The organism is Spirochaetota bacterium, from assembly GCA_026415295.1.
In the GTDB taxonomy this organism is placed as follows: domain Bacteria; phylum Spirochaetota; class JAAYUW01; order JAAYUW01; family JAOAHJ01; genus JAOAHJ01.
The window spans coordinates 61758-79755 of sequence record JAOAHJ010000002.1 but is presented as its reverse complement, the minus strand read 5'-3'; the positions used below and the strand labels follow the sequence as shown (position 1 = coordinate 79755).

General features: G+C 24.2%; 13 protein-coding genes. 11 read left to right on the top strand and 2 right to left on the bottom strand.

What is annotated here, in order from left to right:
• Window positions 1-490: 490 nt before the first annotated feature.
• The gene (locus N3A58_00405) at window positions 491-1975 is read left to right on the top strand and encodes a class II glutamine amidotransferase (protein MCX8057861.1); all 1485 of its coding nucleotides are present in this window, start codon (window positions 491-493) and stop codon (window positions 1973-1975) included.
• 356 nt (window positions 1976-2331) lie between these two features.
• Here the strand turns inward: N3A58_00405 and N3A58_00400 are convergent, their stop codons facing one another.
• Complete coding sequence (locus N3A58_00400) at window positions 2332-3369, bottom strand: diguanylate cyclase (GenBank protein ID MCX8057860.1); 1038 nt, start codon at window positions 3367-3369, stop codon at window positions 2332-2334.
• A gap of 263 nt (window positions 3370-3632) precedes the next feature.
• Here N3A58_00400 and N3A58_00395 point away from each other — a divergent pair, with 263 nt between their 5' ends.
• The 3 genes from N3A58_00395 to N3A58_00385 all read left to right on the top strand — a co-directional run bounded on the left by N3A58_00395 (window position 3633) and on the right by N3A58_00385 (window position 7469).
• Window positions 3633-5000 (top strand): adenylate/guanylate cyclase domain-containing protein, encoded by a 1368-nt coding sequence (locus N3A58_00395; GenBank protein MCX8057859.1) that lies wholly within the window; start codon window positions 3633-3635, stop codon window positions 4998-5000.
• A gap of 188 nt (window positions 5001-5188) precedes the next feature.
• On the top strand, window positions 5189-6544 hold the full coding sequence (locus N3A58_00390) for an aminotransferase class I/II-fold pyridoxal phosphate-dependent enzyme (GenBank protein MCX8057858.1): 1356 nt from the start codon (window positions 5189-5191) through the stop codon (window positions 6542-6544).
• Between the two features lie 211 nt (window positions 6545-6755).
• The gene (locus N3A58_00385) at window positions 6756-7469 is read left to right on the top strand and encodes a cell wall-active antibiotics response protein (protein MCX8057857.1); all 714 of its coding nucleotides are present in this window, start codon (window positions 6756-6758) and stop codon (window positions 7467-7469) included.
• Between the two features lie 19 nt (window positions 7470-7488).
• Here the strand turns inward: N3A58_00385 and N3A58_00380 are convergent, their stop codons facing one another.
• A complete protein-coding gene (locus N3A58_00380; GenBank protein ID MCX8057856.1) occupies window positions 7489-9630 on the bottom strand; it encodes a cAMP/cGMP-dependent 3',5'-cyclic-AMP/GMP phosphodiesterase in 2142 nt (713 codons plus the stop codon).
• Between the two features lie 286 nt (window positions 9631-9916).
• Here N3A58_00380 and N3A58_00375 point away from each other — a divergent pair, with 286 nt between their 5' ends.
• The 7 genes from N3A58_00375 (at window position 9917) to N3A58_00345 (ending at window position 17980) form a co-directional block, all read left to right on the top strand.
• Window positions 9917-10804: a bifunctional enoyl-CoA hydratase/phosphate acetyltransferase gene (locus N3A58_00375; protein MCX8057855.1), complete on the top strand. Its 888-nt coding sequence runs from the start codon at window positions 9917-9919 to the stop codon at window positions 10802-10804.
• 96 nt (window positions 10805-10900) lie between these two features.
• The gene (locus N3A58_00370; GenBank protein MCX8057854.1) at window positions 10901-12151 is read left to right on the top strand and encodes a hypothetical protein; all 1251 of its coding nucleotides are present in this window, start codon (window positions 10901-10903) and stop codon (window positions 12149-12151) included.
• Between the two features lie 3 nt (window positions 12152-12154).
• Window positions 12155-13198, top strand: coding sequence for a helix-turn-helix transcriptional regulator (locus tag N3A58_00365; GenBank protein ID MCX8057853.1), 1044 nt, complete (start codon window positions 12155-12157; stop codon window positions 13196-13198).
• Between the two features lie 107 nt (window positions 13199-13305).
• Window positions 13306-14052: a hypothetical protein gene (locus tag N3A58_00360; GenBank protein MCX8057852.1), complete on the top strand. Its 747-nt coding sequence runs from the start codon at window positions 13306-13308 to the stop codon at window positions 14050-14052.
• Between the two features lie 131 nt (window positions 14053-14183).
• Window positions 14184-14939, top strand: a complete 756-nt coding sequence (locus tag N3A58_00355; protein MCX8057851.1) for a sulfite exporter TauE/SafE family protein — start codon at window positions 14184-14186, stop codon at window positions 14937-14939.
• A gap of 76 nt (window positions 14940-15015) precedes the next feature.
• Entirely contained in the window at window positions 15016-16320 is a 1305-nt protein-coding gene (locus N3A58_00350) for a 4Fe-4S binding protein (GenBank protein ID MCX8057850.1), read from the top strand.
• Window positions 16321-16339: 19 nt separating this feature from the next.
• Complete coding sequence (locus N3A58_00345) at window positions 16340-17980, top strand: hypothetical protein (GenBank protein MCX8057849.1); 1641 nt, start codon at window positions 16340-16342, stop codon at window positions 17978-17980.
• Window positions 17981-17998: the final 18 nt, after the last annotated feature.

Here is a 17998-nt window from a genome sequence, read left to right as displayed (position 1 = left end):
TATTCTCATGAAGAAGATCCTGAACATGCTCATAAATTTCCCGATATAAAAGAAATAGAAGAGTGTGTAAGGATTATTTTAGATTCACTAAAGGAAAAAGATATAGAGCATTTTAATTGCTTGTGTAATTTTTAATTTAATTTTTTTGCATCCATAACCTTTTACCTCAATCCGTTTAACAAAGGATAGAAGAGTATATAGAAACCGAACGAAAGATGTGCCGTTTACTAATTGTAGCTAGACAAGAATTATAAACACTACCTTGCAACCTTTAAAGAAGATGTCAAATTTTTTTTTGGATCCTTTGATAAAAAACTCTTTTTTTTAACTAAAAGACATTTAAGAAAATAAGAATTATAATTCTTAAAAGAGGAGTGGAAGTATTACCAATAATATGTTAGGATCACTCAAAATATCATAGGGAGGTAGAGGACATTGTGCCAACTTTTATGGGTATCATCAAACAATAAGGTTGATATCGATTTTTCTATTGGAGCTTTTCTATTGGAGCTTTGCACACAATGGAACGGTAACTGTTATCAAATCTTTTCCCTTAAATTCCTTTAAGCCAGAAGGTCACACCGATTCGGAATATGCTTTTTGCTACCTGCTTGGGAAGATTGCTAAATTAGAGAGTCTTTCAGAAATTTATTATACGCTAAAATCTGAGGCTCTTGCTATTTCAAAATTGGGAAGCTTTAACTTTCTAATCTCTGATGGCACCTATCTTTTTGCCTTTGGGCATACATCCCTGTATTATGTTCAAAGAAAAGCCCCCTTTCAAGATGTGACTTTGAAGGATAAGGTGACAATTTCTACTACAACTCCAGGTGCTACTATCAGATATACAATAGATGGATCTAATCCTTCATCAAGCCATGGTACAATCTATTCAGGACCAATAAATATATCATCGACCGTTACATTGAAAGCGATGGCATATAAATCTGGTTTTATTGATTCTCCAATAAATAGTGTATTATACAAAATCTGGAGAACCTTTAGTCTTGATTCATCTTCAAATATTTCACAGAGTACTTCAATAGCAATAGATAGAAATAATAAAATTCATATCTGTTATTTTGATTCTACAAATAGAGATTTAAAATATGGAACAAATGCAAGTGGTACATGGAATTACCAAACTTTAGATTCAAACAATGATGTTGGCAATTTCTGTGATATCACAATAGATAGCTATGGTTATATTCATATAAGCTATATTGATATGACTAATAAGTGCCTTAAGTATATAACGAATAAAACAGGGAATTGGGTACCAGAAATTCTGGATTCAAGTTGTAATAACTATACCTCTATTGCTGTTGATTCAAATAATAAAGTTCATATTAGTTATTATGATAGTTCAGATTATAACTTAAAATATATAACAAACTCAAATGGTTCATGGGAGCCTCAGACTATCGATAATGATCCAGGTGATGTTGGTTGGCATAATTCAATAGCTATAGATAGTAATAATAAAGTTCATATTAGTTATTATGATAGTTCAAATTCTAACTTAAAATATATAACAAACTCAAATGGTTCGTGGGTAACTCAGACTATTGATAATGCAGGAGATGTTGGTCAGTACAATTCAATAGCTATAGATAGTAACAATAAAGTTCATATCAGTTATTATGATAATACTAGTAAAAAATTGAAATATATTTCAAATTCAACTGGTTCATGGATTTCTCAAACTGTAGATGATAGTGAAAATATAGTTGGGCAATATACTTCAATAGCAATTGACAGTAACAATAGAATACATATTGCTTATTATGATGATTCTAGTATTGACTTAAAATATGTGGCAAATGAATCCGGTTCATGGAGTACACATGCTCTGGATTCAATCGGTAATGTAGGGTTTTTTGTCTCTATTTCAATAGATAATAATGGTTATATTCATATAAGCTATTATGACCAGACAAATCATGCCTTAAAATATGCGACAAATGCACCTTAAATAATTTTTATTTTAAAATTCAACTGTAGTTGTATGAGTTATTTATAAATTAAACCTAATTAATTTGATAGAGGAGATTAAAAATAGAGGAGTTTAAAATTAAGAAAGAAATAATTGACTTTTTTAAATCATTTACAGAAGATGTTTCAAATATTACAATTTTTATTTGCATAGAAAAACCAATGGCTAGATTTACCAGATAAAATGATTACATTTGGAACAGGAAAAAATATGGAAGGTGAGATGTGTTATATAAAGCCATTAAAAGATAGTGTCAAATTGGGTTTCTTCCATTGAACAGAAATCGATGATCCTAAAGGTTATTTAGTAGGTTATATTTAAAAAACTTCGATATATTATTCAACTTTTACTACCTTATTTCTCCCACTATTTTTGGCTTCATATAGAGCTTTATCAACTCTTTCTATTATAGTTTCATAATTATCATTTTTATTAAAAGATGTAACTCCAAAAGAAGCTGTTTTAAAATGCACTATATTAAAATCATTTTTTTCTATTATTTTTCTTAATTTATCAGCTAATAAATATGCTCCATCGATATCTGTCTCAGGGCATATTATTATAAATTCTTCTCCACCCCATCTGCCACATATATCGCTTTTTCTTAAATTTTCATAAATTAATTTTGAAAATTGTTGTAAAACTTTATCTCCAACTATATGACCAAATTTATCATTTGTTTCTTTAAAATGATCGATATCTATCATGATTATAGAAAATGGTCTATTATAACGAGTTGATCTTTCAAGTTCAGAAATTAAAAATTTTTCTAAATTAGATCTATTATTTAATCCTGTTAATTTATCTGTGACAGCTATTTTTTCTAATTCTAGATTTGCTTGTTTAAGTTCTTCAGTTTTTTCATCAACTAATTTTTGGAGAACTTTATTTCTATCCTCTATCTCTTTAATAGGATATGCTTCTTCTTCACCATGAGCAGCTGTTGGAAGTGAAATATGCATATGTTCTATGTACCATTTATCATTATTTTTAATCCATACCATACTTAATCTAAGATTATTTAACTTCACTTCCTGTTTTGAAATACTTAATCTTACATTAAATTTACACCATACTATTCCAATATTATTAAAAGGGCTATCAATATGTAAACTTAAAATTTCATATTGAATAGGATCTGGTAACTCTTCAATATCTCTTTTATAAAGTAAAATAGCTTTATCAATATCGGTAATAACTTCATCAAAACCAGTTCCAAATCCTCTAAAATTAGGGCTGAATAATTTTTTTACTTCATTAAAATCCCTATTTGTTAGATATACTTTTAAATAATAAAAAAAACTATTTTTTATTTCTTCTATAATTTTATCTTCTATATTTTGAGTAACATAATTTTGATTTTTATCAATCATATTTTACTCCATCTTTTCTATAAAAAATTATAATTAAAAATTTAAAAATATAAAATAAAAATTTTAGATATTATTAAATTTTATATTATTAAATTATAAAATATCATAATTAAAAATAGTTAAAAAAGATCTTTATAATCAGAAAAATTATAAAACTTTTAAACTCTTTTATGTAGAAAATATAAATATTTATATTATAATAAATAATATGTTAATAATTAATAAATTAAAAAAATATTTAATAATTTATTATTGGAGTTTTTATGGAAAAACATTTTGTTAGTTTAAATGAGATGATGAAATTTGAAGAATCAAAGGGCGAAAGGATAGCTTTAGTTTTTATGATTTTTATATCTATTGCAGGGGGTGCAATAATTTTTATTTCTAGAAAACAAATAACCAAAATTGCTTTATTAGCTTTTAGTATAACTATACCACTTTTTATAATATTCTGTATAATAGAGTATTTATATATATTAAAAAATTCAAAATATAGATATGGTATTAAATTTATTTCAAATTTTCTTTTTGGTGCTATTGTATTTTTGAATCTTATTGTCTTATTTGGTTATAGAACATATAAAACTCCAATATTCTCACTTTTTTATTTATTGATTGGTTTAAGTGCTTTAAGGTTTTCATCAAAGCTTTCAATTTTTACAACCATTTTAGTTTTTTTATTTATTAATTTGCTAATTATTATCTCAATTATAACTAAAAATGTTAAATTTGGTATTTTGCAGGAAGCTTATATTTCAGAAAAAGTAAGCCTTCTTAGTATCTATGTTAATTTAGTATTTATGCTTATTTTAGGTTTTATTCAATATTATATTGCAGAAAGATATAGATTTGTTATGAGACAATCTATTATAGCAGAAGTTGAAAAATTAAAAAAGGAATCAGAATTCAATTATGTTAAAAATATGTTTTCACGATATGTGTCTATGCAGGTTGTAGAAGTGCTCATGAAAAATGAGTACAAAATTATAAATGAAAAAAGATTTGTCACAATTCTTTTTTGTGATTTAAAAGATTTTACAAAGATTTCAGAAAGTTTAAAACCAGATCAAGTAGTTGATTTATTAAATAAATTTTTTTCAATTATGATAGAGATAATTTTTTATTTTAATGGAACTCTAGATAAGTTTATAGGGGATGCAATAATGGCTATATTTGGAGCTCCTATTGATGATGAAAAAAAAGAACTTAATTCAATTCTTGCTGCTATAACTATGAAAAAAGCACTTAAAATTTTGAATGAATATAATAAAAAGAGAAATTATCCAGAATTACATTTTAGGATAGGCATAGATTCTGGTCTTGTAGTTGCGGGAAATATTGGTTCAGAAAAAAGGATGGAATATACTGTTATAGGACATACTGTGAATTGTGCATCTAGAATAGAACAACTAAATAAATTATTTGAAACTGATATACTAATATCGAAATCAACTTTTGAAAAAATTTCAGAATTTATAGAATATGAGCAAATGAAAAAAGTCAGATTAAAAGGAATAGAAGAGGAAATTGAAACATATAAAGTAAATGATATTAAGTATATTTATTATGATTTAAATGAAAAAATTGAAATATGCTTAAAAAAAGTTTTTGAAGAAAATAAAATTTATTAGATTAAATTTTATTATTTTCTTTTTAATAAAAACTCAAAATTAAAAATCGTTTTGCTTTTTGACTAAAAAATTTAAAATGTTATAGTCTTAAAGAGATAAATAGTTAATTAAATTTTACTATTTATTAATATTAAATAAATTTTTATATTAATTATTTTATTTAATTGATATTGTGTTAAGGAGAAATTATGTTTGATAATTTATTAAATAGTTTTTCTAGACAAAAAATTTCATCAGATAGAATTACAGTAATAGCTGCAAAAGCAAAAGAATATAAAAAAAAATATGGTAATGATAATACGATTGATGGTACTATTGGGATGTTTTATGATGAGGATGAAAAACTTTATATTTTTGAAACAATCAAAAAAATTTTTCAAAATATAGATTATAGAGATGTTTTTTCTTATTCTCCAATGGTTTCAAATAAAAATTTCTTCGATGGTATAATGAATTTAACATCATTAAATGAATTAGATAATTTCAATAAAATTTTTAGTTGTGCACCAGTTTCTGGGGGACTTGGAGCTATTCATCACTCAGTTCATAATTTTTGTGATGAAGAAACATTAATTATAGCTTTGTATCCTTTCTGGGGTCCTTATCAAAATGTTATGGAAGAAATTGGTTTGAAAATGAACTATATTTGCCCATTTGATATAGGAGAAAAAGAGATAAATTTTGACAATATTAGAAAAAATATAAAAGATAAACTTATAAAAAATAATTATAAGAAGATATTTTTTCTTTTAAATACTCCAGCATCAAATCCTACAGGATTATCTTTAAATGATAAAGAATTACTTGAGCTTTATAAAATATTTAATGAAATAAAATTAAATAATACAAATTTTAATTCAAATAGCAATGAAAAACTCAAGATAATTTTATTTCTTGATTTAGCTTATATTGATTTTACTGATTTCAAAGTAAAAGATCTAATTAAATTTTTTATTTCGCAAAAAAATGAAAATAAAAAAATAATTGAAGATGAAAGTAAAAGTAATATTATAAATAAGAATAAAGATGAAAATTATATTATAGACAATCCTTTTGACACTATTTTAATGGGATATTCACTTTCAAAATCTTGTGGTTTATATGGATTAAGAACAGGTGCTTGCATATTGTATTCACAAAAGGAAGAGGATCATAAGATTTTTGAAGAGAAATATTCTTTTTCTTCAAGAGCTTCTACTGGTTCAATAAACCATTTAGGATATTATATTGTTGAAAAATTTTCAGATCCCCAATATATTATTAATCTTAAAGAAGAACAAAAAAACCTTAAAAAGAAACTTTACCTAAGAAGAGAAAATTTATTGAAAGTTTTAAATAATCTTGGATATGTTTATTATAGGCATGATGATGGTTTTTTTGTAACTTATAAAAAATCAAAAGATCAAAATAAATTCGATATTGAAAAATATTACGAAGATCTTGAAAAAAAAGGTGTATTTTTCGTTCCATCTATAGATGGATTAAGAATAGCTATATGCTCTATTCCAAATCATAAAATTGATATGCTAAAAAATATAATTTAAAAAATATTTAAATCGAATTAATATATTTTAATTTATTTTATTCTATTTTTCTTTATTATTTCTTATCCTAATATATCATATTTTATTGTATCATTTTATTATTTTATTGTTTCTTACTTGATTTTTTGTTATATTGCTTTATTATTAAAAGGAATGTAAAGGTAGAATTTCAATTGTATTAATTTCATAAATTTAATTTTTGGAGGAAAATATGATCAATAATAAATCTTTGTTATGGGGCATTATAATTATTTTGATTGGAGTTTTTTTTCTATTGCAGAGTTTAAATATAATTAATGAAAATATTTCAATTTGGAGTTTTTGGCCAATTATTTTTGTTTTAATTGGTTTTAACCTAATATCAAGAAATATTCATTCAATTTTTTTTGCTTTACTTTTTATATCTCTTGGTGTTCTTTTAATCCTAAAGAATTTGGAAATATTAAATATTGGATTTAATTTATTTAAAATATACTTTGCTATATTTTTTATCTATTTAGGTATAGTTATAATTTTTGGCATATCCAAATTTAAAAATTCAAGGTTTTCTTTAAACATTTCAAATGATAAAAGTTGTATAAATACAGTAAATATTTTTAGTAGTACAGAAAAAGAGATAGATAACTCTGAGTTAAATGGAATAAATTTTTTAAATATTTTTGGGGATTCAAATTTTAAGATTAATAATTTTTATTCATCAAAAGATACTATAAACATTAATGGGTTAAATATTTTTGGTGATACGAAGATTTATATAAAAAAAGAAATTTTTAATGAGTATTCTTTTGTTGATAATTCAAAGGTTATATTTGGAAGCATAAAAGTAGATGATGAATTAAAATCATTAGGAAGCATAGTAAAAAGCAAAAAAATTGTGTTTGAATCTCTTACTATATTTGGTGATATAAAAGTTTTTTTAATTTAAGATTTTATTCTTTTAAATTTTAGTAGTCGAGTTCTGAATCTAATTTCATCATAATTCCTGGATTTTTGTTTAAGAATTGATACATATCTTTTGCTGGTATTGAATAGAGAAAAACATCTGATGTATAGTAATAATCATATTGTGAAGGTTTTTTCTCATATATATCTTTTAATTTGCCTACATAATCTCCATAACCAAGTTTTTTAATTTTTCCATTTATATCGCAGAAAACTTCTCCTTCACTTATTATATATATAAATTCAATCGGTTCTCCTTTTTTAATAAGATAACCTTCACCGGTTTTTACATAAGGTATAAATAAGGACTCAAGCCATGTTTTTTGAGAAGATGTGCAATATTTAAAGAGGTTACTTGTGGAAAGAAGATTCCAGGTTTCAGGACTTCTTATTCTACTTAATCTTCTTAATATTAGATCATATGGAGTTCCTGAAATAAAGCTTAAGAATTTCTCTTTTTCTATAGTTAATAAAATGACATCTGTTTCTGCATAAACATCTGCTGCTCTTACAGTATTATTTAGAAGTGAAACTTCTCCGAAATATTCATAAGTCGAATAGATTTTCTTCTGTTTTAAACTTTCATCTGGTATAGAGACATTCCCAGAAAGTATAAAATAAAATTTATCCCCCATCGTTCCTTTTTTGACTATTTGTTGGCCTTTTTTAAACTTCTCAATATTTATTATTGTTATGAATTGAAGAACTTTTTTAATAGAAATACCTTCAAAAATATCAGCATGATTTAATACATTTAATATAGTGTAGTATTTTTCAAATTCTGGAGGAGTAGTTGGAAAAGTTAAAGTATTTTCTATACCAAATTTAGCTAAAGTAAGCTTTGTTTCCTGAGGAAAATCTTTTTTCGCAATATGATAAACAACTATCTTTTTCTGTAATTTTTCAGGTAATGAATTTAAATATTTGACTGGTGTATGAAGAGGGGGTATACCAGCTTCATGATATATAACTTTACAATCCCAAGGAAAGTTTGAAAGTTCATCATATCTTTCTTTTGTAATTATTCCTTCATCAAGTAATTTTTTATGTAAAGTAGGGTCATTATTATGATCTGAAGAATAAACAAAAGTTTGATCTTGAAAGTTTATTTTAAAACCTAAAGTTGGAATTGAATGAAGGGTATAAAACATTTCAAATCTTGCAGCATGTATAAAGAAAGGTATACCAATCTTTACCTCATAAAAATTAAAAAGTTTTGCTAGATCCTCTTCTTTATAACCTGTTAAAGATGAATATTTTCTTAAAAAGCTATTGATTACTGTTTTTGTTGTATAAATTGTTACTTTTTCTTCTCTTAAAATTTTTTGAAATGTTCCAGCATCATGGTCAGCATGACAGTGAGTAAGTATTATAGAATCTATTAATTTTGGATTTACATTTGAATCTTCAAGCCATTCGGTTGAGTTGACTGGTGGGTCAACCATTATTCCATTATGATTAAGCCAAATAATATAACCAGAAGTATTTTCTGTTGGATCAAATCCATGACTTGGTCCAAGACATGTAACCCCGAATAATGGGGGCATGTAGGGTTCTTTTAATCTTTCTCCTAGTTTATATTGAATTTGATAATTAATGTTGCTTGGAACTCTAGCAAAAAGTTTTTCATCCTTATAAAAATTAAAAGCTTCATTATTATATTTTTCTATAATTATGTTTTTATAAACATATTTATTATTTACAAATAACCCAAATTCTAAAACATCTTCAAATTTAAGATTATTTCTAAAATAATTCATTTCTTTTCTAATATCAGGTGGTGGATATTTTGAAAAATTAATTTCATAATCTGATTTTATATCAAGCTTTTCTGGACCAAAAAGTGCTTCTTGAAGTACTTTTAAGATTCTTGCCTTTTGATATTCTTCACAAATAATAATAGTTTTTCTTTTTTTAATAAAAAAATTATAATAGATCGGAAATTCTATTTCTGCTAAACTTATTCCTTTTAACCAATCAAACATTTTATTTGTTATAACAAAAATTTGAGGAACCCCTTTCTCCATTAACATAGAATCTTTAATGGTTTCAGGAGGAGATCCTACCTGAATGTAACCATTTTCCCCAGTATCTATTATATAGCCACCTCTTGATAAAGTTATAAAGTTAAAAAATTCAAGCATATTATATCCTGTTATTATTCTATATAATAATTCAAAAAATTAATTTATCAAATTTTGTAATTTTTTTAATTTTATCGGTAAAAATACCTTATAAAATTAAATTTTGATTTTTTTTATAAATTAATTAATATTTCTAAGAAATTTATTTTTAATTTTTTACATAATTTTTTAGTTTTGATTTTTTATAAATTTTTTATTTTAATAAATCTTAATTTTTTATTTAACACTAATTTTAATTAAATTAGTTAATTATTTTATTTTTTAGTAATAAATTAAAGGAGTTATTATGGTTTTTAAAGATCTATTTGAGAAAATAAAATCAACTAACTTAAAAACTATTGCAATTGCAGGATGTGAAAAAGATGAAGTAATAATTGCTGCAAAAGAAGCTATTGATAGTAAAATTGCAAAGTTTGTTTTAGTAGGAGATAAGGAAAAAGGATCAAAGGTTATAAAAGATTTAGGTTATGATTTATCAGATTTTGAAATAATTGATGAAAAAGATGATTCTTTAAAAGCTCAAAAAGTTTGTGAATTTTTTAGAGACAATAAAGTTGATCTTATAATGAAAGGCACAGTTCCTACAGGTACTTTACTTAAAAAGGTTCTTGATAAGGAGTTTGGTTTGAGAGTTGAACCTGGTTTTCTTTCTCATATAGCTTGTATAGAGTGGGAAAACAGGTTACTTGGTATTACTGATGGTGGTTTAAACATTTTGCCAACAATAGAAGAAAAAATCTCTATTATTAAAAATGCTATAAATTTTTATAATAAAATTGGTATTCAAAATCCTAAAATAGCTCTTGTTTCTGCTGTTGAGATCCCATCTTCCAAAATGCAATCTACAATTGATGCAGCAATAATAGCAAAAATGGCTGAGAGAGGGGATATTAAAGGTGGTTTAATAGATGGGCCTTTTGGCTTTGATAATGCAATATCGAAAAAGGCAGCAGAAATGAAAGGGATAAAATCTCCGATTGCTGGTGAAGCTGATATTATAGTTGCACCAAATATAGAAGCAGCAAATATGTGTGCAAAAGGTATAATTTATGCAACTGGATTTAAAAATGGTGGTGTTATTGTTGGATCAAAAGCACCAATTATTTTACTTTCTAGAGCTGATGATGCTCAAACTAAATTAAATTCAATAGCTTTAGCTTTAGCTGCTTTATAAATAAAAATAGATTTGTTAATAATAATTTTTCAATTTACTTTTAAAATATTAATTTACTTTTCAAATATTAAAATAAAAGGATAATTTTATAAAAATATGGATAAGTATATTATTATAATTGGTGGTGGGATTCTTCAAATTCCAGTAATAAATCAAGCATATGAAATGGGTTTTATACCTATAGTTTTTGATTATAATGAAAAAGCACCTGCTTTTTCTTATAACTTTGTTAATAAAGTTATTTGTTCAACTTTAGATGAGGAGAAAGCTTCAGATTTAGCTTATGATCTTTCTAAAAAATATAGTATCTATGGTGTTTTAACAGTTGGGACTGATGCTTCAAGGACTGTTTCAGCTATAGCTGAAAAGTTAAATTTATATGCTATATCTTATGATAAAGCATTGATAACTACTAATAAAGTTAAATTAAGAAATTTTCTAAAAGAAAAAAAGGTAAACCAGGTAGATTTTACAGTAGCAAATAGTAAAGAAGAATTTGATAAGATTATAGATGGTATTAAAAATAAAAGGCTTTTTCCAAATGGAGCAGTTGTTAAACCATCAACTTCAATGGGTGCAAGAGGAGTTTATTTTATAAATGATGAAGTCCTTTCAAAAAAAGATCTTTTTGATGAGGTTATTAATTTAAGCAAAGATGGAAAAATATTGATTGAAGAATTTAGTAATGCATTAGAATTATCTATTGATGCTATTATTTATGATAGAAAAGTAAATATAACAGGTGTTGCTATAAGATATATTCAAGAACCACCATATTTTGTTGAACATGGTCATCTTATGCCTGCAGATATAGATGAAGAGCTTATAGATGCTGGAGTTAAAGCTTTTATAGATGGAATTAAAGCTGTAGATATAGATATAGGTGCTGCCAAAGGAGATATTTTTACTAAATATATAATAGATCCAAATGGTAAAAAAGTAGCTAAAGGTTTTGTATCTGAGCTTGCTTCAAGATTATCAGGTGGATTTATGTCAACCCATACTTACCCATATTCAACAGGTGTTAATCTTATGAAAAATATTATAGATGTTCATACAGGAAATCCACCGTCAGATTTAAGTCCTAAATGGAATATATGGTCTCTTGAAATGGGTATTTTACCCCAAAAAGAAGGAATCTTAAAAAAAATTAAAGGTGTTTATGAAGCTAAGATGATTCCTACTATAAAAGATGTTATAATTTATAGGAATATTGGTGATAAAGTATTTATTCCATATAACAATGTAACAAAAGCTGGAAGTATAATTGGGGCTCATAAAGATAAAGAGTACCTTATTGATTGCGTTAAAAAAGCATTAAATACAGTAAAACTTGAGATAGAATAATTTATGATTTCTTTTATTAAAATAATTTATTGGTTTTTATGTTATACTATTACTTTTACAACAGTTTTAGTTTCTGCTTTTAAAACTTTGATTACAATTGAAAATAAAGATATTGAAAGTGCCCATTTTCTAATGATATTTTCATTTTTTTTATTAATGTTTGGTTCTACTATTTATTCTTTATTGAATATTGAAAACAAAATTTTAGAAACAATTTTTAATATTTTTTCTATGGCTGGGGTATGTCTTGGTATCTTTGCTATACCAAATTTTGCTTTAATTCTTTCAGAAGATAAAAGTAAATTTAAAAATTTTTTAAAATTTATCTTATTTATTTCTTTGTTGTTATTTTTATTAATAATATTTTTTTATATAATAGATAAGTTTAATTCTTTAATTTTTATTTCTGTATACTTTATTTATTTTTTTATAATTGCCTTTACTTGTTTAAGAGGTTTACTTATATTTAGAATAAGATTTTTAAAATATAAACACAAGAATGAAAGTAATAATTTAACAGAAAACAATATTTCTTCTAAAAATAATTTTACAGGTCTTAATTTTTGGGAAATATATATTAAAAAAATTGCAAAGCTTTCTTTGATATTTTTGCCTTTATTCTTTTTTGATCTTTTTTCAGGATTTAATATTTTTCCATTTAATTTTATTTCTAAGATTGGTATTAGATTTTTTCCCATATTTTTTGTATTGTGGTCAATAATATATATTTTAGAAATAATTAAGTTAAACAAAATATCTAGTTTTAACAAACCATTTAATAAATACTCTTTGAATAATTATTCTATGAAAATTGATGAGCTAAATAATAAAAATGAAAAGCTTTTATCAAAATTAAAAAGTTTTAATCTTACTGAAAGGGAAAAAGAGATATTAATTCTTTTAATTAAAGGTAAAAGCTATAAAGAGATTTCAAATGAACTTTCTATATCAATAGCAACTGTAAAAACTCATATTACTAATATCTATAAAAAAACAGATTCTAAACATAAAGTTGATTTAATTAATAAAATTTTGTCTCAACCTTAAGTATGATTTTTAAAAAATAATACTTTTTCCCTATTTATTAAAGCTTAAATTTAATCTATTGTTTTGATAACTTTTATGATTAAAATAATTTTTTAAGGAGTTGAAAAATGAGAAAAAATTTTTTTCAAAATTATTTTATTTTTTTTATATCTGTTTTTTTACTTTTATTTGTAAATTCGATTTTGTTATCTTTAAATATTTCAGCTGATAATTCAAATGATGAATTAAATATTATAAGTAAAATTATTGAAACTGAAGATGAAAAAGAATTACTTGCAATTATTGATAAATATAAGGATTTAGTTGATGAAAATTCAATTTTATATACAGGTATTGCATATCATAACTTAGCTATTAATAATTCCCCAAAATATTCAGAATTAGCTGTATCTACATTATCTAAATATAAAGGAACTAAATATAAATATTTAGCAATGGGATACTTAGGAAGTTCTGTGACACTTGTAGGTAATGCACTTGCAATGAAAAATAATTTAATAGGTGCATCTATGAAGCTAAGTGAAGGTTTTAAACTGCTTGATGAATCTGTTAAAAATGATAAAGATAACTTAATTTTAAGATTTTTAAGAGCAGAAAATGGGATTTCTATTACTGAATCTACTCCATTTTCAAGAGAAAAAGTTATTGAAGAAGATCTAAATTATATTTATTCAAAGTTTTCATCTATTTCAAATACATCTAAAGCTCAATACTATCTGATTCTTGGTAGACTTAGAATATTTCAAAAGAAATTAAAAGAAGGAATAAAAGCATTGAAAGATTGTATTGCAGTTGCTCCTGACTCAAAACATGCAAAAGTTGCAAAGAAAATTTTACAAAAATATGAAGATTAAAAGGATAAAAAAGTATTCAAAATTTAAGATAATAAATATTTAAATATACAATTAAGGAATAAAAAATTAATAAAAAAATTTATTAAAAAATAATATTTAAAAGAATAAAAATTAATTAAAAAGGAGAAAAAATGTTTTATATAGAAGGATTTTTAGTAGGATTATCAACAGGAACTTCTTGCATAATGAGCTGTTATCCAGTGTTATTACCATTTTTATTATCTCAAATAAAAGGTCTAAAGGATAGTAGTATTAAATGGATTTTATTTATTTTTGGAAGATTAATTTCTTATTTATCAGTTGGTGGCATAGTAGGGATTTCAGGTTACTATTTACTTGGTTATGTTGATCCAAAAGTTCAGATTTTATTAAAAAGATTATCTTGGGTTTTGATAGGTTTACTTTTTATAACAAATAGCATTAAGTTTTTATTTTTGAAAGAGGATTTAATTAAATTTGAAGATGATAATAAAAAGGATAGGTTAAAAAATAATAGATGTTTTTTAAAATTTCCTATCATCTTTTTAAGAAAAAATATTAATCTTAACAATGAAAGATTATATTCATTTATATTAGGATTTCTTGCAGGTTTAAATATTTGTTCACCTTTTATCTTTGCAATAACAAGGGTTTTTACATTTTCTAGCAATAGTGTTACACAGTCAATTTTTTCTGGAATACTTTACTTTTTTTCTTTCTTTTTGGGAACAACAATATTTCTTTTACCTTTATTATTAACTGGTTTATTAAATAATTTATGGAAAGAAAAGAAAGAAGAGGTAAAAAATAATTTACAATTTATTTCAAGAGTAGCTATGTTCATTATTGGGGTTTATTTTTTTCTATTTGAGGGATTATTTTATTTAATTAGTGTCAGGTTTAAATAATTATAGTATTGGAAGATTTAATTAAATTTTATTTTATTTTTAGAAAAAACAATAAAAGTTTATTGAGGATGAAATCATGAAAGAAATAAAGAAAGAAAATATAAAAATAAATAGGGAAGTTCCCAGTTATAATCTATTAGCAAAAATTATTATTTTTTTACTCATGCTAATCCTTCTGTTTTTCTTTAATCTTTTTAATGCAAATGATAATATTTCAAAATTATCTGGGATTTTAGTAATACTTTTTTTATTCTATCTTTTTTTTAAGATTATTCAAACTGGCGAAATTTCAAAATATAGGAGAATTTTGTTTATTTTCAGTGCTGCTACTTTCTTCCCAACTTTTATAGCTATGCTTATTGAAGAGAGAGGTACTATGTTTTTAAGTTATAAAGAAATATTCTTAAATGAGACACCTTTCTGTCATATTGTTATTCCGATGGTCATATTACCTTATTTTTTAGAAAAGATACTTATTTTTCCAGCTAGATTAACAGGACATTTTGCAGCATTTTATGCTATGGTTGTTATTTTTATATTATCTTGTTTAACTGTGGGTAGAGGATTTTGCTCCTGGGTATGTTTTTATGGTGGATGGGATGAGTGTTCTTCAAGAATATTTAAAAGAAAATTTATCAATATTCCGGAAAAATTTAAAAATATTCGTTATTTAAATTTTGCTTTTTTATTAGCAATTATTTTAACTTCTCTTGCATCATTTTCTCCTTCATATTGTACCTGGTTTTGTCCTTGGAAGCTAATAACTGAATATGAACAACTTGTTAATTTTAGCACTATGTTTTCGTTTATTTTTACAGTTCTTATTTTTTTTACTACTGTTATTATTTTCCCTATTTTAACTAAGAAAAGAACCCATTGTATGAGTTTTTGTCCGTATGGGGCATTAGCATCTCTTTTAGATAAACTATCTTTATTTAGAGTAAGAGTTAATTTTGATAAATGTGTTAAATGTCTTAGATGTGCTAATGTCTGCCCTGTAATGGCAATTGACGAACAAAAAATTAAATATGAAAAAAACCCTATTTTAACAACTTGTTTAAAGTGTGGGGAATGTATCGATAAATGTCAAGTTAGAGCTTTGGAGTATGTTAGTTTTTATCATAATGATTTTGAAAAAAAAATAAATTCAAAAAATACTAGAGATAATAATTATTCAGAAGGAACCTTAAAAAAAATAGATAAAAAAATAAGCAAAATTAATGTTTATTTGAAAAATACATTTTTACAAATATTTTCTGCTCATACTTTAATGATTTTTTCAGGGTTTTTAATAGGAAGTATAATTCTTGGGGGATTTGCCCAAGGTACTATTTATAGATTAATAAATCTATTATTAAAAGGTTCATTTTTATTAAAATAGTTTTTAGGAGCTATTGATTATGTTAAAAATAAATATTAAAAATTTTATAAAAAAATTAAAATTATTAATTTTAGAAAATTATAAAATTATGTTGATCTTATCTATTCCACTTTGGTTTATATTTAGTTCAAATTTAATTGAACCGGTATTGGAAAAATTAATTAAAATAGATGTTGACCCAGCTTTATCTGGAGGTATTATAATTGAAAGGATAAACGATCAGGTTTCTGATGATAATGGAGATGGAACATATACTTACCCGTTAAATGAAAATTATAACTATAAAAATATTTGTGATCTAGTATCTTATGAAGTTTATAGACCTTTGATTGATAATTCTTTAAATGAACCTTATGCATTTTGGCAAATATCTATTACTATGTTTAAGATTCCAAACATTTTTAACTATGAAAGTAAACTATCTGGGATAAATATTGGTATATATATAGATATTAATGGTACTAAAACTGGTTCTACTAAAACAATTTATAATGGTGGTGAATATATCTCTTTTGATCAAGAGCATCCCTGGGATATTTTCATTTTGATTGATGGGAAGATAAAAGATAAAGCAAAAATGTGCATTTATAATGAGGAAAATTTTGTCTTTATACCATGTTATATTGTTAATGAGAAAAATAAAATAATTATTCAGATTCCATTAAATACACCTTTTTTACAATTAGTCCTTGATGGAAGAAAAACATTTCATTACATAGTATCTGGTTTAAGTGATAATGGTTTTAATAATGATTGGTTAAACATAAAAGAAGAAGCATCTAATAGATATGGGGGTGGTTTAAAATGGGAAAATGGTCCAAGAGTTTATGATATATTTGTTCCTGAAAATTTTTCTCAAGCAGATATTTTAGGTGGTAAATATAAGAACGAAGAAGAAAAAGTAGTTTTAAAACCTATAGAAATTAAAGGATTTAATAAAAATATTGACTATTTAAATGAAAGAAAAGTTTTGAAAAAACAATTATCTTTTTATAATAGAGATTTAGAAACTACCATTAAAAAACTTGAAAAAGAAAAAGAGATGGAAGAGAAAAAAGAGAGTGAGAAAATAACTTCTGAATTTAAAGAGAAGCTAAAATCTAATAGCGATATAGATAAAATTATAGGTTACTTTGGTCTTGGTGAATATGATAAATCGAAAGATATAATTGAAAAAGTTTTAATTTTAAATCCTGAAGAACCAGTTGCTTTGGCATATAAAGGTTCTCTGATAGCTATGGAAGGAGGTAAAACTAAAAATCCTATGCAAGCCATTAACTATGTTTTAGAGGCTTATAAATATTTAGACAGAGCAGTTGAAATAATAAATGAAAAATTACAAAAAGAGGGATTTAATGATGAGAATATAGAAAAAGCTATAAATGTCTATTTTAATAGGGCTAATGTCTCTTGCTCTGTTCCTAATCAAATTTTTAATAAACTTGAAGTTGCAATTTCTGATTTTAATTTTCTTGTAGAGCTTTTTAATAAAAAGGGTGACAAAAAAATGGAAGCAGAGATTCTTTTAACTATTGCATTAATTTATGAAAGAAATAATCAGAAAGATAAAGCAAATATTTATTTTTTAAGACTTTCAAACATAGAAGAAAAAAGTGCTAAAATAAAATTTGAACTTTTTAAAAGAGGTTATAAGTATTAATTTTATTTATTCTAATTT

What these genes read in the sequence shown, in the direction of transcription:
- N3A58_00355 (MCX8057851.1), top strand. Translation starts at nt 14,184, where the DNA reads ATGTTTTATATAGAAGGATTTTTAGTAGGATTATCAACAGGAACTTCT.
- N3A58_00350 (MCX8057850.1), top strand. Translation starts at nt 15,016, where the DNA reads ATGAAAGAAATAAAGAAAGAAAATATAAAAATAAATAGGGAAGTTCCC.
- N3A58_00375 (MCX8057855.1), top strand. Translation starts at nt 9,917, where the DNA reads ATGGTTTTTAAAGATCTATTTGAGAAAATAAAATCAACTAACTTAAAA.
- N3A58_00390 (MCX8057858.1), top strand. Translation starts at nt 5,189, where the DNA reads ATGTTTGATAATTTATTAAATAGTTTTTCTAGACAAAAAATTTCATCA.
- N3A58_00370 (MCX8057854.1), top strand. Translation starts at nt 10,901, where the DNA reads ATGGATAAGTATATTATTATAATTGGTGGTGGGATTCTTCAAATTCCA.
- N3A58_00380 (MCX8057856.1), bottom strand. Translation starts at nt 9,630, where the DNA reads ATGCTTGAATTTTTTAACTTTATAACTTTATCAAGAGGTGGCTATATA.
- N3A58_00365 (MCX8057853.1), top strand. Translation starts at nt 12,155, where the DNA reads ATGATTTCTTTTATTAAAATAATTTATTGGTTTTTATGTTATACTATT.
- N3A58_00345 (MCX8057849.1), top strand. Translation starts at nt 16,340, where the DNA reads ATGTTAAAAATAAATATTAAAAATTTTATAAAAAAATTAAAATTATTA.
- N3A58_00400 (MCX8057860.1), bottom strand. Translation starts at nt 3,369, where the DNA reads ATGATTGATAAAAATCAAAATTATGTTACTCAAAATATAGAAGATAAA.
- N3A58_00385 (MCX8057857.1), top strand. Translation starts at nt 6,756, where the DNA reads ATGATCAATAATAAATCTTTGTTATGGGGCATTATAATTATTTTGATT.
- N3A58_00395 (MCX8057859.1), top strand. Translation starts at nt 3,633, where the DNA reads ATGGAAAAACATTTTGTTAGTTTAAATGAGATGATGAAATTTGAAGAA.
- N3A58_00360 (MCX8057852.1), top strand. Translation starts at nt 13,306, where the DNA reads ATGAGAAAAAATTTTTTTCAAAATTATTTTATTTTTTTTATATCTGTT.